At 69.6% G+C, this 23,107-nt stretch carries 20 protein-coding genes and 1 pseudogene; 5 read left to right on the top strand and 16 right to left on the bottom strand.

The window, feature by feature from the left end; genetic code table 11:
- Window positions 1-10: 10 nt before the first annotated feature.
- From B4M62_RS03265 to gatC, 3 genes are read right to left on the bottom strand one after another with little or no spacing between them, the layout of a single operon-like run.
- The gene (locus B4M62_RS03265; protein ID WP_290705107.1) at window positions 11-1,045 is read right to left on the bottom strand and encodes an ATP-dependent 6-phosphofructokinase; all 1,035 of its coding nucleotides are present in this window, start codon (window positions 1,043-1,045) and stop codon (window positions 11-13) included.
- 60 nt (window positions 1,046-1,105) lie between these two features.
- Window positions 1,106-2,593, bottom strand: a complete 1,488-nt coding sequence (gene gatA / locus B4M62_RS03260) for an Asp-tRNA(Asn)/Glu-tRNA(Gln) amidotransferase subunit GatA (protein WP_290705104.1) — start codon at window positions 2,591-2,593, stop codon at window positions 1,106-1,108.
- Window positions 2,593-2,889, bottom strand: a complete 297-nt coding sequence (gene gatC / locus B4M62_RS03255) for an Asp-tRNA(Asn)/Glu-tRNA(Gln) amidotransferase subunit GatC (protein WP_290705101.1) — start codon at window positions 2,887-2,889, stop codon at window positions 2,593-2,595. The genes gatA and gatC overlap by 1 nt, the downstream gene beginning before the upstream one ends.
- A 128-nt stretch (window positions 2,890-3,017) precedes the next feature.
- On the opposite strand from gatC, the gene B4M62_RS03250 reads away from it, so the two are divergent.
- On the top strand, window positions 3,018-3,686 hold the full coding sequence (locus tag B4M62_RS03250; RefSeq protein WP_290705098.1) for an amino acid-binding protein: 669 nt from the start codon (window positions 3,018-3,020) through the stop codon (window positions 3,684-3,686).
- Window positions 3,687-3,701: 15 nt separating this feature from the next.
- Here the strand turns inward: B4M62_RS03250 and ligA are convergent, their stop codons facing one another.
- On the bottom strand, window positions 3,702-5,744 hold the full coding sequence (ligA, locus tag B4M62_RS03245; protein WP_290705095.1) for an NAD-dependent DNA ligase LigA: 2,043 nt from the start codon (window positions 5,742-5,744) through the stop codon (window positions 3,702-3,704).
- A gap of 96 nt (window positions 5,745-5,840) precedes the next feature.
- Between ligA and B4M62_RS03240 the strand changes: the two genes are divergently transcribed.
- Together B4M62_RS03240 and B4M62_RS03235 are read left to right on the top strand one after the other, a co-directional pair.
- Complete coding sequence (locus B4M62_RS03240; protein WP_290705092.1) at window positions 5,841-6,206, top strand: VOC family protein; 366 nt, start codon at window positions 5,841-5,843, stop codon at window positions 6,204-6,206.
- Window positions 6,207-6,233: 27 nt separating this feature from the next.
- On the top strand, window positions 6,234-6,617 hold the full coding sequence (locus B4M62_RS03235) for an MmcQ/YjbR family DNA-binding protein (protein WP_290705089.1): 384 nt from the start codon (window positions 6,234-6,236) through the stop codon (window positions 6,615-6,617).
- A gap of 67 nt (window positions 6,618-6,684) precedes the next feature.
- Here B4M62_RS03235 and B4M62_RS03230 read toward each other — a convergent pair whose 3' ends face one another.
- The 8 genes from B4M62_RS03230 to B4M62_RS03195 form a co-directional block, all read right to left on the bottom strand.
- Window positions 6,685-7,716 (bottom strand): vitamin-B12 independent methionine synthase, encoded by a 1,032-nt coding sequence (locus B4M62_RS03230; RefSeq protein ID WP_290705087.1) that lies wholly within the window; start codon window positions 7,714-7,716, stop codon window positions 6,685-6,687.
- Window positions 7,713-8,804, bottom strand: coding sequence for a tRNA 2-thiouridine(34) synthase MnmA (mnmA, locus tag B4M62_RS03225; RefSeq protein WP_290705084.1), 1,092 nt, complete (start codon window positions 8,802-8,804; stop codon window positions 7,713-7,715). Before mnmA ends, B4M62_RS03230 begins: the two co-directional genes overlap by 4 nt.
- Window positions 8,801-10,003 carry a cysteine desulfurase family protein gene (locus B4M62_RS03220; protein ID WP_290705081.1) on the bottom strand — a complete coding sequence of 401 codons (1,203 nt, stop codon included), beginning with the start codon at window positions 10,001-10,003 and terminating at the stop codon, window positions 8,801-8,803. Before B4M62_RS03220 ends, mnmA begins: the two co-directional genes overlap by 4 nt.
- A 69-nt stretch (window positions 10,004-10,072) precedes the next feature.
- On the bottom strand, window positions 10,073-11,491 hold the full coding sequence (locus tag B4M62_RS03215; RefSeq protein ID WP_290705078.1) for an FAD-binding oxidoreductase: 1,419 nt from the start codon (window positions 11,489-11,491) through the stop codon (window positions 10,073-10,075).
- Between the two features lie 149 nt (window positions 11,492-11,640).
- A complete protein-coding gene (locus B4M62_RS03210; protein WP_290705075.1) occupies window positions 11,641-15,096 on the bottom strand; it encodes a BTAD domain-containing putative transcriptional regulator in 3,456 nt (1,151 codons plus the stop codon).
- An 8-nt stretch (window positions 15,097-15,104) separates the two neighbouring features.
- On the bottom strand, window positions 15,105-16,655 hold the full coding sequence (locus B4M62_RS03205; RefSeq protein WP_290705073.1) for an MFS transporter: 1,551 nt from the start codon (window positions 16,653-16,655) through the stop codon (window positions 15,105-15,107).
- A 113-nt stretch (window positions 16,656-16,768) separates the two neighbouring features.
- Window positions 16,769-17,200 carry a hypothetical protein gene (locus B4M62_RS03200; protein WP_290705071.1) on the bottom strand — a complete coding sequence of 144 codons (432 nt, stop codon included), beginning with the start codon at window positions 17,198-17,200 and terminating at the stop codon, window positions 16,769-16,771.
- Between the two features lie 44 nt (window positions 17,201-17,244).
- The gene (locus tag B4M62_RS03195; protein ID WP_290705068.1) at window positions 17,245-17,724 is read right to left on the bottom strand and encodes a hypothetical protein; all 480 of its coding nucleotides are present in this window, start codon (window positions 17,722-17,724) and stop codon (window positions 17,245-17,247) included.
- A gap of 190 nt (window positions 17,725-17,914) precedes the next feature.
- Between B4M62_RS03195 and B4M62_RS03190 the strand changes: the two genes are divergently transcribed.
- Complete coding sequence (locus tag B4M62_RS03190) at window positions 17,915-18,721, top strand: DUF3137 domain-containing protein (RefSeq protein WP_290705065.1); 807 nt, start codon at window positions 17,915-17,917, stop codon at window positions 18,719-18,721.
- Window positions 18,718-19,326: a LemA family protein gene (locus tag B4M62_RS03185; RefSeq protein ID WP_290705062.1), complete on the top strand. Its 609-nt coding sequence runs from the start codon at window positions 18,718-18,720 to the stop codon at window positions 19,324-19,326. Before B4M62_RS03190 ends, B4M62_RS03185 begins: the two co-directional genes overlap by 4 nt.
- A 200-nt stretch (window positions 19,327-19,526) precedes the next feature.
- On the opposite strand, the pseudogene B4M62_RS03180 reads toward B4M62_RS03185, so the two are convergent.
- The 4 genes and pseudogenes from B4M62_RS03180 to B4M62_RS03165 form a co-directional block, all read right to left on the bottom strand.
- Window positions 19,527-20,003, bottom strand: a pseudogene (locus tag B4M62_RS03180) (lysophospholipid acyltransferase family protein); the annotation flags it as partial.
- Window positions 20,004-20,127: 124 nt separating this feature from the next.
- The gene (locus B4M62_RS03175; protein WP_290705060.1) at window positions 20,128-20,997 is read right to left on the bottom strand and encodes a GNAT family N-acetyltransferase; all 870 of its coding nucleotides are present in this window, start codon (window positions 20,995-20,997) and stop codon (window positions 20,128-20,130) included.
- 143 nt (window positions 20,998-21,140) lie between these two features.
- On the bottom strand, window positions 21,141-22,097 hold the full coding sequence (locus B4M62_RS03170) for an electron transfer flavoprotein subunit alpha/FixB family protein (protein WP_290705057.1): 957 nt from the start codon (window positions 22,095-22,097) through the stop codon (window positions 21,141-21,143).
- Between the two features lie 46 nt (window positions 22,098-22,143).
- The gene (locus B4M62_RS03165; protein WP_290705054.1) at window positions 22,144-22,926 is read right to left on the bottom strand and encodes an electron transfer flavoprotein subunit beta/FixA family protein; all 783 of its coding nucleotides are present in this window, start codon (window positions 22,924-22,926) and stop codon (window positions 22,144-22,146) included.
- Between the last annotated feature and the right edge of the window lie 181 nt (window positions 22,927-23,107).

Here is a 23,107-nt window from a genome sequence, read left to right as displayed (position 1 = left end):
CAAAGTTCGATCAGCCGAAGACCGCTCGGGCCTCCCCGTAGAAGTCCAGCGGAACAGTCTTCGTGTGGCCGACCGCGTCGGCGAAGGGCACGCGCACGATGTCGGTGCCCCGCAGGGCCAGCATCTGACCCCAGCCGCCGTCGGCGATGAGTTCGGGCACGGCGAACCCGAACCGGGTGCCCAGCACCCGGTCCCACGCACTGGGCACACCGCCCCGCTGGATGTGGCCCAGAACCGTTGCGCGCGTTTCGATTCCCGTCCGCTCCTCGATGATCGGGGCGAGGATCTCACCGATCCCGCCGAGGCGCGGGCGGTTGAACCCGTCGAGTCCCTTGTGCGAGTGGGCCTCTTCCATCCCCGGGAAGGTGAATCCTTCGGCGACGACGACCATCGGCGCGCGGCCACGGTCGCGGACGCTGGTCACCCACGCACATATTTGGTCGACCGATTCTGGCGACTCGGGGATCAGGATGGCGTGCGCGCCACCGGCCAGTCCCGAGTACATGGCGATCCAGCCGGCGTGGCGGCCCATCACCTCCAACACCATGCAGCGCTTGTGCGAGTTGCCCGTGGTGCGCAACCGATCGACGGCTTCGGTAGCGATCTCCACTGCGGTGTTGAACCCGAAGGTGTAGTCGGTCGCCTCGAGATCGTTGTCGATGGTCTTGGGCACGCCGACGGTGGGGATGCCGTCCTCGTAGAGCCGGTTCGCCGCGGCCATCGTGCCATCACCGCCGATGGCGATCACACCGTCGACACCGATGCGCTCGAGCGCCTTCTTGATGTTGTCCGGCCCGCCGTCGGGTTCGGTATACGGCCCGAAACGGCTGGTCCCCAGGATCGTGCCGCCCTCTTTGGAGATGCCCCGGACCGCAGAACGATCCAGGTTGATCGTCTCGCCGTAGACCAGGCCCCAGAATCCGTCCTTGAAACCGACGTAGGTGAAGTCGTTGAGACCGGTATCACTGTCGAGGACGATGCCGCGGATGACCGCGTTCAAGCCGGGGCAATCGCCACCGGATGTCAAGATGCCGTAGCGGGCCATGCGCAGATCCCCCCTCGGGAAAGGTATGGGTGGCAAACGTGCTGGCACCCAATCTAACCGCTACCCGATGGATCCGCGCGCCGCCTCGTAAGCGGCGCCGACGCGGTACAACCGGTCGTCGGCCAGCGCTGGTGCCATGATCTGCAGACCCACCGGCAGTCCCTCGGACAATCCGGACGGCACCGACATCGCGGCGACGCCGGCAAGGTTCACCGGCAGGGTGCACAGGTCGAACAGGTACATCGCCAGCGGATCGTCAACCTTCTCCCCCAGCTTGAACGCCGTTGTCGGGGTCACCGGCGAGACGAGCACATCGACCGATGCGAAGGCCGTCGCAAAGTCCCGCGCGATCAGGGTGCGCACCTTCTGCGCCTGTCCGTAGTAGGCGTCGTAGTAGCCCGCCGACAACGCGTACGTGCCGATCATGATGCGGCGCTTGACCTCTGGACCGAACCCGGCCTCCCGGGTCAGCGCCATCACCTCGTCGGCACTGTGCGCGCCGTCGTCGCCGACGCGCAACCCGTAGCGCATCGCGTCGAAGCGGGCGAGATTGCTCGACACCTCCGACGGCAGGATCAGGTAGTACGCGCCCAGCGCGTAGGTGAAGTGCGGGCAACTCACCTCGACGACTTCGGCGCCCCGGTCGGTCAGCGTCGAGACCGCGGCCTCGAACGAGGCGAGGACGCCGGGCTGATAGCCGTCGCCGCCCAATTCCGTCACCACCCCGACGCGCACGCCGGTCAAATCGCCCGCGGCGCCGAGTCGCGCGGCGCCGGCCAGGTCGCCGACGGGAGCGTCGATCGACGTCGAGTCACGCGGATCGTGCCCGGCGATGACCTCGTGCAGCAACGCGGTGTCCAGCACCGTGCGGCCACACGGTCCACCCTGATCGAGCGACGAGGCGCAGGCGACCAGTCCGTAGCGCGACACCGTGCCGTACGTCGGCTTGACACCGACCGTGGCGGTTACCGCAGCGGGCTGCCGGATGGAGCCGCCAGTGTCGGTACCGATGGCCAGCGGCGCCGAGTGGGACGCGAGTGCCGCGGCGCTACCGCCGCCGGAACCACCGGGAATACGCTCGGTGTCCCACGGGTTGCGCGTCACCTGGTAGGCGGAGTTCTCCGTCGAGCTGCCCATCGCAAACTCGTCCATGTTGGTTTTACCGAGAATCGGCAGGCCCGCCGCGCGCAGCTTGGCGGTCACCGTCGCGTCATAGGGCGGAACCCAGCCCTCGAGAATCTTCGAACCGCAGGTCGTCGGCGCATCAACGGTGGTGAACACGTCTTTGAGTGCGATCGGCACACCGGTCAACGGCGACGTCGCCTCACCGGCGGCGATTGCCGCGTCGGCCCGCTGCGCCGCAGCCAGTGCCGCATCGGCCCCCACGTGCAGATAGGCACCGATCGCATCGTCGACCTGCGCAATGCGGTCGAGGAAGGCCCGGGTCACCTCGACCGAGGAGATCTCGCGCGCGGCGATCTGCTCGCCGAGCCGGGCAGCGGTCGCGTCCAAGATGCCGCCGTCGACGGCGGTGTAGTTCTGCGTCACTATTCCTCCCCGAGGATCTGCGGGACAGCGAATCGGTCCTGCTCGACAGCCGGCGCACCGGACAGCGCCTGGTCCCGGGTGAGACCGGGGGCCACCTGGTCGGCGCGCAGCACGTTGTCCAGCCGCGCCGGGTGCGCCGTCGGCGGCACCTCGTCGGCCGCCACCTCGGTGATGGCGGCGACGTGGGTCAGAATCGAATCCAGCTGGGTCGCGTAGTGATCGAGCTCATCGTCGGTCAGCGCGAGCCGCGACAATCGCGCCAAGTGGGCGACCTCGTCACGCGAAATGGCAGCCAATTCCTCGTCCTTTCGAGCCGGGAGACGTTGGCTACAGCCTATTGGGCGGCTCGCGGCCCTCCCTAGCCGGGCGGCGCACGTCACTCCGGACGGCTGTGCCCGCGCGCTCGTCGGGCACTGGTGGAACAATGAGACGGGTGTCCTACCTGCTACGCGTGACGATCGACGACCGCCCCGGCAGCCTCGGCCAGCTCGCCGTGGCCCTCGGCGCCGTCCGGGCCGACATCCTCTCCTTGGAGGTGATCGAGCGCGGCAGCGACTGGGCCGTGGACGACATCGTCGTCACCCTCCCGATCGGCGCACTCCCCGACACGCTGATCACCGCGGCGACCCAGGCCGGCGCCCACGTCGATTCGGTTCGCCCCTACGCGGGCGTTCTCGACACCCATCGCGAGCTGGAACTCGTCGACCACGTGGCGACGTCGCGCGGCGACCGCCTGCAGACGCTGGTGAACGACGCACCGGCCGTCCTGCGCGCATCGTGGGCGACCGTGGTCAGCCGGGCGGATTCGGGTGCGGCGATCACCGTTTGCGGCAGTTCGGGCACCCCCGAGACGCCGCTGGTGGCGGCGGACTGGCTTCCCCTGTCAGCCGCCCGCACCATCGACCCGCACGATGCCGGAATCCCCCAGGCATGGCGTGACGCCGACACCCGGCTGGTCGCGGCACCGCTTGACGGCACCAATCGCGCGGTGCTGCTCGGGCGCGTCGGCGGCCCCGACTTCCGCCCGTCGGAGGTGGCCCGGCTCGGCTACCTGATCGGCATCATCGGTTCCATCGGGGAGGGGTCCGGCTGATCCCGACGCCCCGGGTCAGGACTGACCGGTCGCCAACAGCCGTTTGAACCCGTCCTCGTCGAGAATGGGCACGCCCAGTTGCTCGGCCTTGTCCGCCTTGGTCCCCGGCGCTTCGCCGACGACGACGAAGTCGGTCTTCTTCGACACCGACCCCGAGGCCTTTCCGCCGCGCGCCAGAATCGCCTCTTTGGCACCGTCGCGGGAGAAGTCGACCAGTGAGCCGGTGACCACGATGGTCAATCCCGTCAGGGTTCGCGGAACGGAATCATCCCGCGCATCAACCATGGAAACACCTGCGGCACGCCACTTCTCGACGATCTCACGGTGCCAGTCGAGCGCGAACCAATCGCGGATGGACTTCGCGAGGATGGCGCCGACTCCGCCGGTGGCGGCGAGCTGTTCCTCGTCGGCGGCCTCGATCGCGTCGAGCGAGCCGAACTCGGTGGCCAGGGCCCGCGCCGCCGTCGGCCCGACATGGCGGATCGACAGGCCGACGAGCACCCGCCACAGGGGCACGTGCTTGGCCTTATCCAGGTTCTCCAAGAGTCTCTTGCCATTGGCCGACAGGCTTCCCGCCTTGGTGACGAACAGCTCGGCCTTCACCAGGTCCGGCGCGGTCAACGCGAACAGGTCGCCCTCGTTGGCGATAATCCCGGCAGTCAGCAAGGCCGCCGCCGCCTCGTAACCGAGGGCTTCGATGTCGAAGGAACCGCGCGACGCCAGATGGAACAATCGTTCGCGCAGCTGTGCCGGACAACTCTGCGCGTTCGGGCAGCGGATGTCGGCGTCGGAGTCCTTCTCGGGGCGCAGCGGCGCGCCGCATTCGGGACAACAGGTGGGCATGACGAACGCCCGCTCGGTGCCGTCCCGCAGGTCGACCACCGGGCCCAGCACCTCGGGGATGACATCGCCCGCTTTGCGGATGGTGACCGTATCCCCGATCAGCACCCCCTTGCGGCGCACCTCGGACTCGTTGTGCAGGGTCGCGCGGGCCACCGTCGACCCCGCGACCAGCACCGGCGCCATGAACGCGTACGGCGTGACGCGACCGGTACGCCCGACCCCGACCCGGATGTCCAGGAGCTTGGTGGTGACCTCCTCGGGCGGATACTTGTAGGCAATTGCCCACCGCGGGGCCCGCGACGTCGAACCCAGCCGGCGCTGCACCCCCACGTCGTCCACTTTCACGACGATGCCGTCGATCTCATGCTCGACGTCGTGGCGGTGCTCGCCCCAGTAGGCGATGCGCTCGAGTACTTCGGCTGCGGTGTCGACACGGCTGGTGTGCGAGGAGACCGGCAGGCCCCACGCACCGAGCGCAAGGTAGGCGTCGTGCAGACTTTCGGGCCGCCACCCTTGCGTGTATCCGACGCCGTGGCAGATCATCCCGAGTCGGCGTTGCGCGGTGATCGCCGGGTTCTTCTGGCGCAGGGAGCCCGCGGCACTGTTACGCGGGTTGGCGAACGGCGCCCTGCCCGCCTCGACCAGACTGGCGTTGAGCGCTTCGAAGTCGACCAGCCGGAAGAACACCTCGCCGCGCACTTCGAGCACCTCGGGAATCGGATATCGCGCAGTCGCGGTCAGCTCGTCGGGGATGTCGGCGATGGTGCGCGCGTTGAGCGTGACATCCTCGCCGGTGCGCCCGTCGCCGCGCGTCGCCGCGCGCACGAGCCTGCCCTGCTCGTAGACGAGGTTGAGTGCCACCCCGTCGATCTTGAGTTCGCACAGAAAGGCGACCGCCGCTCCGGCGGCGGTGTCGGTCCGCTCGATCCACGTCCGCATCTCCGCGTCGTCGAAGACGTTGTCCAGCGACAGCATCCGTTCCAGATGGTCGACGGCGGTAAAGTCGGTGGCAAACCCGCCGCCGACGAGTTTCGTCGGGGAATCGGGCACCGCGAGCTCGGGGTGGTCGGCCTCCAACTCTTGCAGCCGACGGAACAGCTCGTCGAACTCGGCATCGGAGACGATCGGCGAATCGCGCACGTAGTAGCGGAACTGATGGTCGCGGACCTGCTCGGCCAGATCGGTCCATTCCCGCTGCAGTTCGGCGTTGTCCACGCTGTGCAGCGTAGTCGAGCGGTGCGACAGCGCGGCCCGGGCGACGACCGGGGAGAATCGTGGCGAGACCGTCGGCGCGCGACTACGGTCACGCTCATGGGCACACCTCCACGGCACCACACCATCGGATACATCGAACTGGCCGCTGCCGACCTGACGGCAGCCAAGGCCTTCTACTCCGCAGCGTTCGGCTGGGCGTTCAACGACTATGGCCCGGCGTACGCCGGCATTGTTTCGCCCGACGGGACTGGCGAGGTCGGCGGCCTGAACGGTGCCGCGGAGGCCGCCGTCGGGGGCAGCCCGCTGGTCTTGTTGTGCTCCGACGACCTCGACGCCAGTGTCGCGGCGGTCGCCGGGGCCGGCGGCACCATCACCGCGGGACCCTACGACTACCCCGGCGGGCGCCGCTTTCATTTCGCCGACCCCAGCGGCAACGGACTCGGGGTGTATCAGCCGTCCTGAGCCCCCGGCCCGCGCAGAATGGGCAGTGTGCCCCACCCGATCATGTTTTCCGACGACGACCCCGTGCTGGCGCGGGTTCGCCGGACCGCACTCGCCCTTCCGGGCGCCACCGAGGCCATCGCGCACGGGCGCCCGACGTTTCGATGCCCGAAGATGTTCGGGATGTATGGCGGCGGGGTGAAGGGCGGGGTTCGCCACGACCAGTCGCTGATCGTCGTCGCCGATCCGGCTGAGCGCGAAGCGCTGCTCGCCGATACCCGCTTTTTTCTGCCTGCCTACGTCGGCCCCTACGGGTGGGTGGGACTGTGCCTCGACGACGCCACGGATTGGGACGAGGTCGGCGAGCTACTCGATGCCGGGTTTCGGCAGGTCGCCCCGAAGCGGGCCGTCGCCGAACTCGACGCGAAGTAGACCCGCCGAGTGGGCACCTCACCACCGCCCAGTGGGCACCTCACCACCGCCCAGTGGGCACCCGGAGTCAGTCGACGTGGCGCAACTGATCGGCGACGCGCGTCGCCAGGGCCAGGGCCCGGCCCGCCCAATCCCCGGCGCCTGCCAGACCACACGTCGGCGACACGATCACCTGCTCCCGAAACACCTTGCGCGAGAGCCCGATTCGATCCACCACCGCCACCAGCCGGGCAGCGAGCTCGTCGGCCGACAATGCTGTCGCCGGCATCATCGTCGGCACTACCCCGGCGATCAACCGTCCGCCGCCATCGAGGAACCCACCCAACGCGTCATAGTCCCCGGGGCCGACGCCGGCGACATCCATCGACACCGCGTACCCCGACAGTCGGGTGATCAGATCCCAGCGCGGCGCGCCGCAGCTGTGTAGCACCAGTGGACGGCCCACCCGGCTGCTGATCGCCAGGAGTGCTTCGGCGACCTCGGACACCGGAATCGCCCGATTCACGTCCAACCTCGTAAGCGGTGGGATCTGGCCGTCGATCACCGACCCGATCATCGGCTCGTCCAGCTCGACAACAACGTCGGCGCCCGTCCGATTCGCCAGGTCGTCGGCCCGCCGCGCCAAACCCTCGCCAAGCGACCCGACGACATCGCGCCAGGCCCCCCTGTCGTGCAGCACCTTGTGTCCTGACGGGAGCTCGACGCAAGCGGCGAAGGTGAACGGCCCGATTGAGGCCAGCTTCACCGGCGCCGCTTTGGCGCCGGGTGCGAAGCGAGCGGGCCGAGTGCCGATCGATCCGCTGCGCTCGATCACCTCTTCGACGGCGTCGAAGTCGGCGCACAAGAATCCATCGGCCCGACTCATCAGCCGCGTCCGCCCAGATCCGAGCCGGTAGCCGCCGAGGTGGGTGTCCATCGGGATATCGATGAGCAGGCCCGCGGCCCGGCCCACCATGTCGGCTCCCGCGCCGCGGCCGGGCAACTCGGGGACGAATGGCAGTGCGACCTCGCCGAAGGCGAGTCGGGCGGCCGCGAGCGGATCGACGCCGGGCATCGATCCGATGCCGGTCGCCACCGGCCCCGGCCAGTCCGCGCTCATTCGGTGTCGACGATGCGACCGGATCCAACAACCAAGTCGCCGCGGACCGGGTCGGGCGCATAGAGCACCGCAGCCTGCCCCCGGGCGACCCCGGTCAGCGGCTCCCGCACCACGATCTCGATGCCCGGCTCGCCGTCGTGATCGACGGGGGTCGCGACCGCCGGCGCCATTCCGCCATGAGCGCGCACCTGCACCACACAGTCGAACGGCCCCGCCGGTGCGGTGCCCGACGTCCAGATCGCGTGCCGCGCACCGATGCGGGCGACCCCCAGCGCCGCGGCCGGCCCGACCATGACGGTCGCCGTGGCCGCATCGATCGCAGTGACATACCTCGGCTGTCCGTCGGACGCGGGCGCGTCGATGCCCAGCCCTTTGCGCTGCCCGATGGTGAACCCGTACACCCCGTCGTGGCCGGCCAGCCGGGCCCCGGTCTCGGCATCGACGACCGCACCGGGGCGGATACCGATCTTGGCCCCCAAAAACGCACGGGTATCCCCGGTGGGGATGAAACAGATGTCGTGCGAATCAGGCTTGTCGGCGACGAGGAGCCCGCGCCGGGCCGCCTCCGCCCGGATCTGCGGCTTGGGGGTGTCGCCCACCGGGAATATCGCGCGTCCCAATTGTTCGGCGGTGAGCACCGCCAGCACGTAGGACTGGTCCTTGTCATCATCGACCGCCCGGCGCAACTCACCGTCGACCAGTCGCGCATAGTGCCCGGTGGCCAGCGCGTCGAAGCCGAGCGCCCCGGCCTTCTCGGCGAGCGCGGCGAACTTGATCTTCTCGTTACAGGACAGGCAGGGGTTCGGGGTCTCGCCGGCCGCATACGCGGCGACGAAGTCATCGATGACGTCCTCCCGGAAACGTTCGGCGAAGTCCCAGATGTAGAACGGGATGCCCAGGACGTCGGCGGCGCGACGCGCGTCGTCGGCATCCTCGCGCGAGCAGCACCCGCGCGACCCGCTGCGCAACGCATCTGGCGTCTCCGACAACGCCAGGTGCACGCCGACCACATCGTGTCCGGCATCGACTGCCCGTGCCGCGGCCACTGCCGAGTCGACGCCACCGCTCATCGCGGCCAACACCCTCATCGTCGTCCTCCTGAGGCCACCAGGCCGGCGGCGCGGGCCCGCTCGACGACATCGCCGATCACCGCGCCGACGCGATCGATCTCATCGACGGTGGTCGTCTGCGACAGGCTGAACCGCAACGATCCGCGCGCGGTCGTCATCGGCAGCCCCATGGCGAGCAGTACGTGGCTGGCCTGTGCGACCCCCGCGGTGCAGGCCGAGCCAGTCGAGCACCCAATGCGCTGGGCGTCGAGGAGCATCAGCAGGGAATCACCTTCGCAGCCATCGAAGGAAACATGCGCGTTGCCCGGCAGCCGCGCCTCGCGCGCACCATTCACGCGCGCAGCGCCGACGGCGAGCAGGTGGTCCAGCAGTCGATCGCGCAGCCAGCCGACCGAACGACCCTCGGCGTCGAGATTGGCCGTGGCGACGGCGAGCCCGGCCGCCATGCCCACCGCGCCTGCGACGTTCTGTGTACCCGAACGAAGGTCCCGCTCGTGGCCGCCGCCGCGCAGCAGCGGTGCACAGGCGACGTCGCGACCGAGGACCAGTGCACCGACGCCCTGTGGTCCGCCGAACTTGTGCCCGGCGATCGACAGCGCGGCCAAGCCGCTCGCGGTGAAATCGATGGCGAGGTGACCGGCGGCCGCGATGGCGTCGGAGTGCACCGGAATGCCGTACTCGCGCCCGATCGAGGCGATCTCCTCGATGGGCTGGACCGTCCCGATCTCGTTGTTGGCCCACATCACCGAGACGACCGCGATCTCCTCGGCGTGGGCCGCCACCTCGGCACGCAGCGCGTCCACGTCGACGGCGCCGTGGTCGTCGACGCCGATGATGACGAGTTCACAACCGTCGCCGGCTGCGGCGATGGCCTGTGCGGGGTCGAGTACGGCGTGGTGCTCGACGGCGGAGATGACGATGCGGCGACGGCCCGGATCGATGGCCCGGCGCGCAGCGGCAATCCCGGCGAGTGCCAGGTTGTCCGCCTCGGTCCCGCCGGAGGTGAAGACGATTTCCGACGGCCGCGCACCCAGATCTGCGGCGATCGACTCGCGCGCCTCCTCGAGGTGGCGGCGAGCGGCGCGGCCCGCCGCATGCAGCGACGACGGGTTCCCCGCCTGCGACAACAGCGGAACCATTGCCGAAACCGCCTCCGGGCGCATGGCCATGGAGGCGGCGTTGTCGAGGTAGATCGACTCGGCGGGCAGGGTGGGCATAGTGCTCACCAGGATAGACGCGCCACCGAAGCCCTCCAATTCCGCACGGGCCCCGGTCACCGGCCGCGGTCAGCTGCGCATGACCGGGCCCACCCGCAGCACGCCCTTCGGGTCAAACTGGTCGGCCAGGGCGGCGAGCCATGCGGCGGTGTCATCGTCGTAGCATCGGCGGATGCGCGCGGGATCGTCGGAGGCGACGAAGTTGGGCAGCGTCGCGCCCGTCGACCATGGCGCGACCCCCGCCAGCGCAGCTGCGATGGCGCCGGCTACCGCGGGGACCGCCTGCTCGTCGGGCACCATGCCCACCAGGTGGAGGTTGAATGCCGCGTCGCGATGGCACAGGGCGGATCGGACCGGCGGGTCTTGGGCGTAGGCGCCGCCGAGCTGTCGCAGCTCGACACCGGGCAGCAGGGGTCCGACCGGCGAGTTCACCGTGGCGACGAGGTGGTCGAGTGCCTCGTCGGGCAGCGCGGCGAGCAGGCCACTACTTTCGACGACGGGCATCGGCTCGGCCGGATCGGCGTGAATGGCGCCGATCGCCGCATAGGGCATCGGCCCCACGGCGTCGAGCAGGGCCGGAGCGGCCGCCCGCATCGGCGCGAAGGCCGCCGCTGCCGTCGCCGGATCGGCGACGCTGGCGTAGCGGACCGAAACGGTGAGCCTGCCGGCAAGCATCGGCGGGACCTCGGGCAGCGGCGGAAGGTTGACCAAGGCCACCGACGTCGACGCCTCGGTGGGGAGATCGGCCGCCCAATCCCGCCAGGCGCGCAAGACGGCGGCGGCCTCGGCCCCGTCGAAGAAGACTGCGCCGCCGTAGATCTCGGTAATCTGCGGCAGTTCGATGACCACCTCGGTGATCAGGCCGAGCGTCGACTTGCCGCCGCGCAGTCCCCAGAAGAGCTCCGGATTGTCCTGCGCGGTTGCGGTCCGCACTACACCATCACCGGTGACGACGGTGATCGATCGCACGTAGTCGGCTGAGCTGCCCACGGTGCGGACCAGTGGCCCGATACCACCGCCGGACAGAAAGCCGACAACGCCGACGCCGGGGGCCGAACCGCATAGCGGGGCGAGACCGTGCGGTACGGCGGCGTCGAGGACCGTTTGCCAGCGGACGCCGGCACCAATCCGTGCCGTGCGCGTCGCCGGGTCGACGACACAGGTGTCCATCGCGGCAGTGCGGACCAGGATCGAGCCGCCGTCCACTCCGGTGCCGCCGTGTCCGGTCGTGAAGATGCCAACGGTCAGTCCCCGGGCGGTGGCGAACGCCACGGTGGCCGCGACGTCATCGGCGCTCGTCGCGTCGACGACCGCAGCGGGGCGGCGCACCACGGTGACGTTGAAGCCGACTGTCGGATAGCCGGGGTCACCCGGAGCGTGCACGGCTCCGCGGACGGCGCGGCGCAGGCCGGCAAGATCGACGGAGGCAGGGTCGACGGGGTCGAGGTCGGTGGCGGCAAGGCCGGCGGGGTCGAAATCGGTGGTCATGGTGGTCCCCTGTCGGAGTGGGTCGGCGCCCGCTGCGGGCTGCCGACAGCCCGGGTTCGGGCCGCAACCCAAGGGTTCCGGCGCGTGCTTGTGGTGCGCTTGGCGCCCACTTGGAGTCCCGGTCCGCGCAGACGGGTGCCGATGCCCCGTCAGCCGGCGAGGAGACCGCGGGCGGCTCCGACGACCGATTCTACGCCGAGGCCACGGGCCTGTGACTCGATCTCGGCGAGCGTCTGCCGATACCCGGGCGTACCCGGGTGCATGCGGGCGGCAAGTAGCCGGCAGCGCAGCATCGAGGGCCGGCCGTCGCCGCGCTGCGCGATATCCATCGCCTGGGCGAGCATTTCATCGGCCTGCGCGGTGTCGCCGAGTAGGAAGGCGAGTTCGGCGAGCGGTAGCGCAACCGGGCCCACGCAGCCGACGTGTCCGGTGATGGCGATGCAGTCGCGGAACTCGTAGAGGTAGTCGCGCAGCGCGGGGGCATACTCGACCAGGCCGAGGTTGGCGACGACACCGGCGAGGAGCACGGTGTTGCCCAGCGACGTCCATACCATCGCCCGCTCGTCGTCGAGCCAGGAAACGACCATGGACTCGGCCAGCGCCCGGTCCCCCTGGGAACCGGCGATGGCGGCCACCCCGGCCGCCAGCATGACCATGACCTGGTTGTCGGTGAACTGTTCAACGATGGCCCGCGCCCACTCGAGCGGTGTGCGCCCACCGGTGTCGATGAACTCGCCCAGCACGCCCTGCTCGGTGGCCAGCGCCATCATGGCCAGCGCACCGCTACCGGCCACATAGAGCTGAGTGTCCTCGTGGACGGCGACCGCGGTACGGAAGTGTTCCTTGGCGAGGTCGAATCCCCCGTGCCACACCGCCAGGGAAGCCTGCATCCAGCGCAGCTGTGCCCGCAGGATCGGCAGCCTCAGCCGCTCGCTGCCCGCAATCGCCCGTCGTGTCAGCTCCTCCGTCGCCGGAATGTCGCCGCGCAGCATGGTTGCCATTGTCAGCACCGTGTCGACGATGACGTTGTCGACTTCGCGGTCGGGATGGCGCAGGCCCCGCATCCGGTCGGCCCACTCGAGTGACGCCTGCGCGTACGGCGCCACCCCGGAGTACGTGATCAACCGCGCGAGGGTGACATCGGCGGTGATCGCGTCGTCGGCCACCTGCACCGCGATGGCCTCGGCCTGTTCCAGCAACCGGGCGGGCACCCCGGCATTGCGCGCGTAACTCTCCCCGATGGCCGCCGCGGCGAGCACGCGCGCCAGGCTCCTCGGATCGTCGGCGACGAAGAGTGCGGTGTCGGCGAGGACGGCACGGAGGTTCTCGTTCTCGACATGCGGACCGATCCACGGCCAAGCCCCGGCGGCCCGGATGAGAGCCGTGGCCAGCCGGCCGGCGGTCGCCGTCGCACCCGATCGAATCGCCCGGTTCAACCGGTCCTCCACGGTGTGGAGCACCTCTTGCAGATGACCCGCGCGGGCCTGCGCGGCGAGCAGGTCGACCAGCAGGTCGTCGATGTCGGCCGAGCCCGGATCGGCGTCCTCCTGGGTGCGCAATGCGGCAGCAAACCAGTGCGCCGCGCTCTCGGAGTCCCAGTGGGCGATCGCGTCGTCGGCCGCGGCGCGGCACGCCTCGACGACATCGCGGACCTCTGCCACCGGCAGCGCATCGAGGAGGTGCGCGGCGCGGCGGGCCTTCGCGTCGGATGCAGTCGCGCCCGCCAGGACCTGCGCCACCCGCAAGTGGATCCGGCAGCGCCGCAGCGGACGGATCGTCGCGAGCGCCTGGTCGCGCAGCAGCGCATGGGCGAAGCGTGTCCGCCCGCTTGCCGGGTCGGCAACCAGGATCCGCTCGTCGACGGCCTCATCGAGACAGTCCGCGACGTCGTCAAGGTCGCGGCCGCACACGACCGAGAGCAGACCGACGTCAACTTCTTCGCCCAGCACCGCCGCGTGGCCGATCACCTCCAGCACCGCCGGGTCCAATGAACCCAGGCGGCGGTCGAGGACCGACCGCACCGCATCGGGGACCATCTCGACGCGCTGTTGATCGATGGGCAGGCGGGCGAATTCCGAGACGAACAGCGGATTGCCGTCGGTACGGCGGACGAGGGCATCGAGGGCGACGGGGTCCAGTTCGGTATCGGCGACCTCCCGGACCAACCGGGCAACCCCGGCTCGGTCGAGCCGGGGAACGGCAACGCTCACGCCACCCGACCGGGCAACCGCACCACGGAACCGGTCGACTTCCCCGTCTCCCTCACCGTCCCGGATCGTCGCCACGACGCAGACCGCGACCTCGCGCAGGACGGTGACCAGATACGACAGGAGTCCCAGCGTCATCACGTCGGCCCACTGCACATCGTCGACGATCAGGGTGAGCGGCCGGTCTGCCGCCCGCTCCTCGATGAGCCGCTGTACCCGTTCATAGACGTCGAACCGTGCGGTGTCGGCGCTGGCGCCGTCAGGCACGGCGAGTACATCATCGGGATCGGCGCCCAGTTCTCGGCACAACTGACGAAGCGGCCACCACGCGGGGGTGCCCTCGGTATCGGGGCAGCGGACCCACACCACCGTCTGTCCGGCTTCGCGCGCCAACGTCGCCGCCTCCTGCGCCAGTCGGGTCTTGCCGATTCCCGCGGGCCCGGTCAGCAGGACCCACCTGGTGGCCGGATTGGCCACTGCCTCGCTCAATCGGGCCACCTGCTCGGCCCGCCCCACCAGCGGCACGGTCCCCGCGGCCGCCGGGACCGTGTTCCCGGCGTCGTCGGCCGCTGGGCCGATGTCCACCGGCGACTCGACGGTGACTGCGCCCGACCAGTGCGGCGATCGGGGCCAGGCCGCGATCGCCGGGTCCTGACGCAGAATCGCGCCGTGCAGTTCGACGAGCTCGGTTCCCGGGTCCAGACCCAGCTCGTCGACGAGGCGCCGCTGGTGGGCGGTAAAGACCTCGAGCGCCTCGGCCGCCCGCCCCGCGCGGTAGAGCGCGACCATGTGCAGCCAGACGCCGCGTTCGCGAAACGGGTCGGCGGCACGAGCCGAAACAATCTCGGCCAGCGCCTCGCCGGTGTTCCCGTCGGCGAGCAGGGAGCTGACATGAATCTCAGCGACCGCCGCCGCCATCTCGCGCAACGACAACGCTTCCGCGGCGAGCCAACCGGTGCCGTCGACGTCGCCGCCGAGGAGTTCGCCGCGCCACAGTGCTGTCGCGGCCTCGGCGGTCGCCAGCGCCTCGTCCCATCGGCCACCCTCGCGGGCCGTCCGTGCGGCCCGAGCCGTCTCAAGAAACTCGGCCAGGTCCAGCCGGTCCGCTCCAACGTCGACCCGATAGCCCCCGGCCACCCGCTCGATCGGCGACCGGTCACCCGCCTCGCCGCGCAACAACCGTCGCAGATTCGAGATGTAGGCCTGCAGGCTCGTCGTCGCCGCCTCCGGCGGATCGTCGGGCCACACGGTGTCGACCAGCCGGTCCACCGAGACCACTGTCCCGCGCGCGACGAGCAGCGCGCCGAGCACGGCGCGCTGCTTGGGTGGTCCGAGCTCGACCCGCATTCCGTCGCGCCGAACCTCCAGCGGCCCCAACACCAGATAGTCTCGCGTCACCGTGCTCCTCACCGCACCGATCGCCGCGCGGGACGGGGGGCGGGGGCGTTGCTTGGATCCACCGTCAAAGTGTATGCGGGGGCAAAGATCTCGTGCGACGCATTGCGGCTGCCGTAGACCCGGCCCGCTACGACCGGATCGCTGGCATCGGCCGCCGACGCCGGCTCCGTCGCACGGGCCCGGCGCATCGTGGCCGCGACCACCACCACGCCCACGCCGGCAATCGCGGCACTGCACCACAGGGCGGTGTGCAACCCGTCGACGAACCCGTGCGGCGATCCGCCGTGCAGTACCGACTGTGCGGGGAAGAACGCGCCGAGCCCGGCAACTCCGATCGCGATCCCCGCCTGGCGGAAGGCATCGTTGATCCCAGCGGCCAGCCCCGCGTCGTCGCTCTCGCTCTCGGCCAGGACCACGCCGCTCAGCACCGGGTTGAATACCCCGGCGCCCACCGCGGCGAGCATGAATCCGCCGACCAGATCCCACGGGCCGCTGTCGACGCCGCCGACGGTCATCCATGCCATACCCCCGGCCACCGCCGCCAGGCCGACGGCGATGAGGATCCACGGCGCCACCCGGCCGAGGATCCGGTCGGTCACCCCGGCGGCGACGAACATCATCATCGTGCCGGGCAGATAGACCAGGCCCGCGGCGATCGGCGACAGACCCAACACTCCCTGCAGATAAATCGTCACGTAGACGAACACGGCGAACATCGATGCCGAGATTGCGAAAGTGGCGATCTGTGCGCCCGCGAAGCCACGGTTGGCGAACATCGTCAACGGCATCATCGGTTCAGCGACACGGTCCTCGACGACGAGGAAAGCGACGAGCGCAACACCCGCGACGCCCAGCGCCGCCACCGTGACCGGGTCGGTCCAGCCCCGCGAACTCGCCTCGAAGAGACCGTAGGTCAGCGACGCCAGCCCGACCATCACCGTGGCCTGCCCGGCCCAGTCGCCGCCGCGTGGGAGGGCACTGCGGGATTCATCGACCCACCGCACTCCGATGAGCATCGCCGCGCCTACCGGGATATTGGCGAGAAAGATCGTCCGCCAGTCGAGCAGGTCGGTGAGGACCCCGCCGAGCAGTGGACCAACCGCAAAGGAGGCGCCGATCGTCGCGCCGTAGACCGCGAGGGATTTGGTGCGCGCGGCCGATCCGGGGAAGGCATGGGCGAGCAGCGCAAGCGAGGTGGCGAACAGGAGGGCGCCGCCCAGGCCTTGGACCACCCGCGCGATGTTCAGCGCGAACATGCCGGGAGCCATCGCACACGCCGCCGAGGCGACGGTGAACACCACCGCGCCGAGCACAAACACCCGGCGACGGCCAGCCCGGTCGGCCCAGGCGCCCGCGGTGAGGACGACCGTCGCCAACGCGAGGGTATAGCCGTCGACCACCCATTTGAGGGAGTTCAGGTCAGCGGTGAACTCGCGCGCCATCGCTGGCAGCGCCGTGTTCACCACCGCGATATCGAGCATCAGCATCGCAGTGGCAGCGCAGACGACCGCCAGGGTGATGCGTTGGGACCGGGTGAACCGGTTGGGAACAGACAGCATGGAAGGGGCTCCTCGTCGACGATGATTCGTACGACGAGAAGACTTGCGGTGGTGCCTTGGAGCGCCCTTGGCGACGCCTTGGCGCCCCGGTCGGAACCTGCGGGCGCGGGGTGCTAGTCGCCCACGACGAACGGCACGGTCCGGAAGCGGCCGGAGACGCGGTCAAGCACCGTGATCGCGTATCGGCCCGGTGACTGGTAGACGCGAGTGGGAAAGCTCGCCGATCCTTGACACCGAGTCGACGGGTACATCGCCCAGCGCTGTCCTGGGAAGGTCACCTCGATGCGGCAGGCTCGCCCGGCGACCGGACTCCCCGCCGCGGTTCGCGCCGACCACTGCACCGCCGGCGCGAATCCACGGCCGCCGATGTTGGCCACGGCCACGTCGAGCTGGTCGACGCCGTTGCGGTTATAGAGTTTGCCCGGCGGAGGTGCTGCACTGCCCCAGTCCCCCAGCGGCGACGCGGACTTCGCCTGCGCCGCCGCTGGGGTGAGGGTCGCCGCAAGCGACAACGCGACAAGCATCGAGCCGATGATCCGCATCATTGCTCGAGGCTAGCAGCGGCCGAATCGCGACCGATCACCACTGGTCACTCGATCCGGAACGCCTGCGACGCACTCGCCCCGGACACGCGGTCGACAATGTTGATGCGGTACGAGCCCGGCGTCTTGTATCGGTTGGAGTTGAAACCGATGCTGCCCTGACAGTTCGCCGTCTTCTTGGTGGCGTACGACGTGCCCGGGAACGAAATCTCGATCTGGCAGTCCGACCCCTTGACCTCGGCATTGGCCCGGTCGCGAGCCGACCACTTCACATTCGGGGCGAACTTGGTGTCGTAGAGGTTGGGACCGTGCTGGGAGCCGAACCACTTGCCGACCGTCAGCTGGATCGAGTTGACGCCGTTGCGCGAGTTCGGGGCGCCGGGGTTGTCCTGCGGACTCTGCGGGCCGGTCAGGCTGCCGAAATCGATCGGCGGCGCCGGCTGCGGTGCGGCCGCGACGGGTGCGGCCAGGACGATCGAGGCGGCAGCGGCGGACAGCAGCGCAGCGCCGAGCTTGCGATTGTGCACGTTGGTTCTCCTCCAAGGGGATTGGGATTCATTGGAATGTCCGTCACCGAACGATGGTGGCGCGCCAAACCGAGACTGGCGCCCCAGAACGAGACTAGCGTCGGCGCGGCAACCGCTGTCTACCGACCACCACCCCGGCCCCAGCCCCGGCACGCGGCTCGCCCGCCGACGGGGACTACGGTTGGCCCCGATGACCGTCTCGCCCGCACCGACTTTCGAACACCAGGCCCCGATGCGGTCGATCGTGCCGTCACCGCGCCTATCACTAGCGCTGACTCTGCTCACCCTCGTCGCGGTGATTGCCGCCCAGGTGGCGTACTGGCCGATCACGGGCCGGTTGGCGTCCAGCCTGATGATCGCGGCCACGACGCCGCTGTGGGCGGTTTTGCCGGCCGGCGTCGTCTTCAAAGTGTTGCGCCGACCCGAGTTGCGGCGATGGTCGGCGGCGACCGGCTTTCACCTCGACGAGCAGCCGTCGTGGCCACCCCCGGCCTATGACGTGGCGCCCTTCAACATCGCACGGGCGCGGCGCAAGCGGGTGCGGACGGCGATGAACGGCACCGTCGGGGCGTATCCGGCGTGGTATGTGCATTACACCTGGCTCAACAACAACCGGATCAACATCAGCACCCACTACCGCAACGTCTTCGGCCTGACCCTGCCGCAGGCCCTCCCCCCGCTGAGTATCGGTCCGACCATCAGCCCAGAAGCCGGCCACACAGTCGAGTTCGAGTCGATCACCTTCAACGAACAATGGCTGGTGACCTGTCCCGACGAGCGGTTCGCCAAGGGGGCACTGCCCCCGACCACCCTCGATGGCCTGTTGTCGATGGACCTCCCGGTCACCGCCAACACCCGCATCGTGCTGATGGGCCGCAATCTGCTGGCCATCAGCCTCGGCGGGGTGCGCGGCGCCGACATCAGCCGCCTGTACGAGGCGCTGCGCATCATCGCCGACGGGATCCCCCGCCACGTCTGGCAGGAGTACGGCCGGTGACGTGGCTGGTGCTGCTCGTCGTCGTGGTCGCCGTCGCGTTGGCGGCCACCTGGCCCATCCGCGCCCACAACGCACTGGTCCGCATGCAGACCGTCGTCATCGAATCCTGGCGCGGGATCGATATCGAGCTGGCGCGGCGCTGGGATCTGATCCCCCGCCTCGTCGACGTCGCACGCGCATTCGCCAAGCATGAGGCGGCGACATTGATCGAACTCGCCCGTGTCCGCAGCCCGGGCGGGCTGTCGGAGGATCCCACCGCGGCCCTCGCCCAGCTCAACGACGGCGTCCTCGCGGCGACCGCGAGCCAGGACCTCGCCCTGGACCGTGCGATCCGGCGATTGCGCGCGACCGCGGAGGGCTATCCCGAGCTGCGCGCCTCTGACCACTATTCGGCGGTGCTATCGGAGCTGGCCGCCACCGACGATCGGATCGCCGCGGCCAGGCGGCTCTACAACGGCAACGTGTCGCGCTACAACGCGAGGCTGCGATCGTTTCCCGTCTCGGCGATCGGTCGGCGCACCGGATTCGACGGCGCCGAGTTCTTCGAACTCGACGATCCGGCCAAAGCCCGCTTGCCACCACTGCGCGGCGACCCGCCGCCGTAGCCCAAGACGGCGGCCTGGGCGAGCCGTGCATCGGCGCGACGGTCCGGGGTCGGCAACTCGACCCGGTGCGCGGTGACGGTAATCGTCATCGCACGCACCGCCAGTACCCGGCGCAGCGTGTCCAGCGGCGAATCCTCGCCGATGAAGGCCGCCGCCGAACAGTGCCGGCCGTCGTCCTCGTGGTACTCCACCGTCATCGGCATGATCGGCGCACCGGCCGCATGAGCGGCGGCGAAGAACGCCGGCCGGAACCACCCCGCGGCAGCGCCACACCACGTGGTGCCCTCGGGGAACACCGCGACCGCGCCCCCGTCGCGCAGCGCCTGCGCCACCCGCTCCACGGTGCCGGGAAGTTCGCGCAGTGACGACCGCACGACGCCGATCACCCCGAGCCGCCGCGCCAGCAGCCCGAAGCCCGGCATCTCGAGCACCTCGGACTTGGCGACGAACCGGGCCGGGGTGATCGCCGAGATGGCGAGGGTGTCCAGAAAGGAGACGTGGTTGGCGACGACCAGTCCGCCGATGGGCACCCGTGGGTCGGCGTCGATGAGCCGCCGGTCATTCACGACGAGGGTGATCCCCAGCGCGACCAACACGCGACGCGACGACCAGCGCGCGAACCGGTGTCGACGATCGGGCGCGACCCGCCACACGGCCGGCGCCGCCACGCCGAGCATCGAGACGACCAGCAGCAGTCTTGTGACGCGCACGGCGGCACGCAATCCCCCCGCCCGGCTGCGGGGCGGGCGAACACAGTCAGCGCCGCACTCCCCGAGGGGGAACCACGCGTGCAGCGCCATCTCAGGCGCCCTGCTCGCTGAGCCGTCGCACCGTCTCGGTCAGCCGCTGGCGGTACCGCGTGTCCGCGTCGTCGGCACCGAGCACCGTCAGGAAGTCGCCGCAGTCGAAAATCGGGTCGATTGCCGGCTCACCGCAGACGCGGGCACCGAGCCGCAGATAGCCGCGCATCAGAGGCGGCACCACCAGCCGCGCCGGCGGCTCGATGTCGTCGAGGCGCACCCCGTCGATCACCGACCCCCCGTGCGGAAACGCCTGCCACATGGCACTGTGCCGGTTGCGCAACTCGTCGCGAATCCCCCGCAGGGCGCTGCCGCGCGGTGCACCGGGTGTCGACAGCGGCACCGAGACGCACCCCATCAGGTAGCTGTTGCCGGATTCCTCTAGGTAGGCCAGGACGGCGGCCCACATCAGCGCGGTGACCGACCCGTTGCGCTGCCCGACGGCAACCGCCGCGCGGCCCATCTCAATGGTCTGCGACGCGATCGAACTCAGCTCGTCGAGATCGAATTCGCCTGCGCTGTACCAACCACCGGCGGCGATGGCGCGCACCGGCAAGAGGAGGCGCGCACAGCCGACGAGCAGGCCGGTCGCCTCATCGCGCACCAGCAGGTGATCACAGAACTCGTCGAATCGATCGGCGTCGAGCCGGCTGACCGGATCACCGATCTCGCTGGAGAAGCCGGGCTCGGACCCGAACACGTCGTAGCGCAGCCGCTGGGCCGCATGGACGTCGGCGGGGTCGGTGGAGAGCCAAACAGAAAAGCCGCCGCCGGAGAAGAGGCGGCGGCTCGATGGACGGGCACTCGACGGTAGGGTCGCGAGGCCGGAGTACCCCCGACCGGCTGGGGGCTCGTTGTTCACTGTCGTCATAACGCCCATGGAATCGGTGCCGGCCGACGCGACGGCCGATACCGCATGTCGTGTCGGTAGCGTGCCGGTGAATTGCGGTCCCAACGCAAACCCCCGGCCAACCGTGGCGGTCGACCGGGGGCTCGGCGGGTGAACAGCGCGTACTACTTGCGCTTATTGATCTCCTCGGTGAGCTGCGGCGCCACGTTGAAGAGGTCGCCGACGACGCCGAAGTCGCTGATCTCGAAGATTGGCGCCTCCTCGTCCTTGTTGACCGCGACAATCGTCTTCGACGTCTGCATGCCGGCCCGGTGCTGAATGGCGCCGGAGATGCCCAGGGCGATGTACAGCTGGGGCGAGACCGTCTTGCCAGTCTGACCGACCTGGAACTGGCCCGGGTAGTAGCCCGAGTCGACCGCGGCGCGCGACGCACCAACGGCGGCGCCGAGCGAATCGGCGAGATCTTCGACGACCGAGAACTTCTCGGCACTGCCGACACCGCGGCCGCCGGAGACGACGATCGACGCCTCGGTGAGCTCGGGGCGATCGCCGCCCACATTCGGCTCGACGTTGGTGATCTTGACCGCGTTCTCCGCCTGCGCGGGGACCTCGACGTCGACGCGCTCACCGGCGCCGGCCGCCGGAGCGGCCTCGACCGCACCCGGGCGCACCGAGAAGATCGGCGTGTCGCCCTTGGCCTGCGCATCGACGGTGAAGGAGCCGCCGAAGATCGAGTGGACGGCGTTGCCGCCCTCCTTGACCTCGATGACGTCGGCGAGGACGCCTGAGCCGAGGCGTACCGCGAGTCGGCCGGCGACCTCTTTGCCGTCGGTGGTGGAGGCGACGATGATCGCGGCCGGCGATGCCGACTCGGCAATCGACGCCACCACGTCGACGACCGGCGAGATGAGGACGCTGGCGGCGTCCTCGGACTCGGCGACGTAGATCTTCTCCGCACCGGCCGCGGCCAGTTCGCCGAGGATCGCGTCGGCCTTGCCCGGGGCGCCCACGATGACCGCGGACGGGGTGCCGATCGCGCGCGCGGCGGTGATCAGCTCGGAGGTGACCTTCTTCAGTCCACCCTCGGTATCCCGCTCGACGAGAACGAGTACTTCAGCCATGTTTCTTTTCTCCTGAGTTCAAATGTCGATTGGACGCTGGGCGGGGTTAGACGATCTTCTGCGCGACCAGGAACTCGGCGACCTTGATGCCGCCGTCGCCCTCGTCGGTGATCCGCTCACCGGCTTGCTTGGCGGGCTTGGGAGTCACCGAGGTCACCGTCGTCGCGGCGTTCGCCAGCCCGACCTCACCCGCCTCGACCTCGATCTCAGCGAGGGAGACCACGTTGATCTCCTTCTTCTTCGCCGCCATGATGCCCTTGAAGGACGGGAAGCGCGGCTCGTTGATCTTCTCGTTGACACTGACGATCGCCGGCAGCGAGCCTTCGACGGTGAAGATGCCCTCATCGGTCTCCCGCTCGCCCTTGAGGCTCTCGCCGTCGACGGTGAGCGTGCGCAGCGAGGTGAGGTGTGGCAATTCCAGGTACTCGGCGATCATGGCCGGGACGGCGCCCACGCCTCCGTCGGTGGCCTGGTTGCCGGCGATGACCAGCTCGACGCCGTCGACGGTGCCGAGCGCACGTGCCAAGACGTACGCGGTCTGCACGGCGTCCGAGCCGTGCAGCGCATCGTCTTGGATGTGAATCGCCTTGTCGGCGCCCATGGACAACGCCTTGCGGATGGTCTCGGTCGCCTTCGCCGGGCCGGCCGTGAGGACGGTGACCTCGCCGCCGTTGGCCTCCTTGATCTGCAGAGCGGCCTCCACGGCCTTCTCGTTGATCTCATCGATCACCGGGTCGATCTCGCGATCGAGGGTGAAATCGCTGTCGTTGAGCTTGCGCTCCGAGCCAGAGTCGGGCACCTGCTTGATGAGTACGACAATGTTTGTCATGGGTCTTCATCGACCTCCTGCATCGGGTGAGGCGTCTTACCAGCGGGTAAGGCCATGAGGGTCGCCCAATACTCTAACGTGCCGCATCGGTGTCGCGAACGCGGTGTGCCTCACAATCGATCAGATGGGCCGCGGTGCCGCGCCCCTCGCTGCAGGACGCTTTGCGGTCACTCCGCCGACA

The sequence above is a fragment of the Gordonia sp. UBA5067 genome, from assembly GCF_002414845.1.
GTDB classification, from domain to species: Bacteria; Actinomycetota; Actinomycetes; order Mycobacteriales; family Mycobacteriaceae; genus Gordonia; species Gordonia defluvii.
Note: the sequence above shows the minus strand (reverse complement) of the source record. Positions and strands in the feature narration are given on the sequence as shown.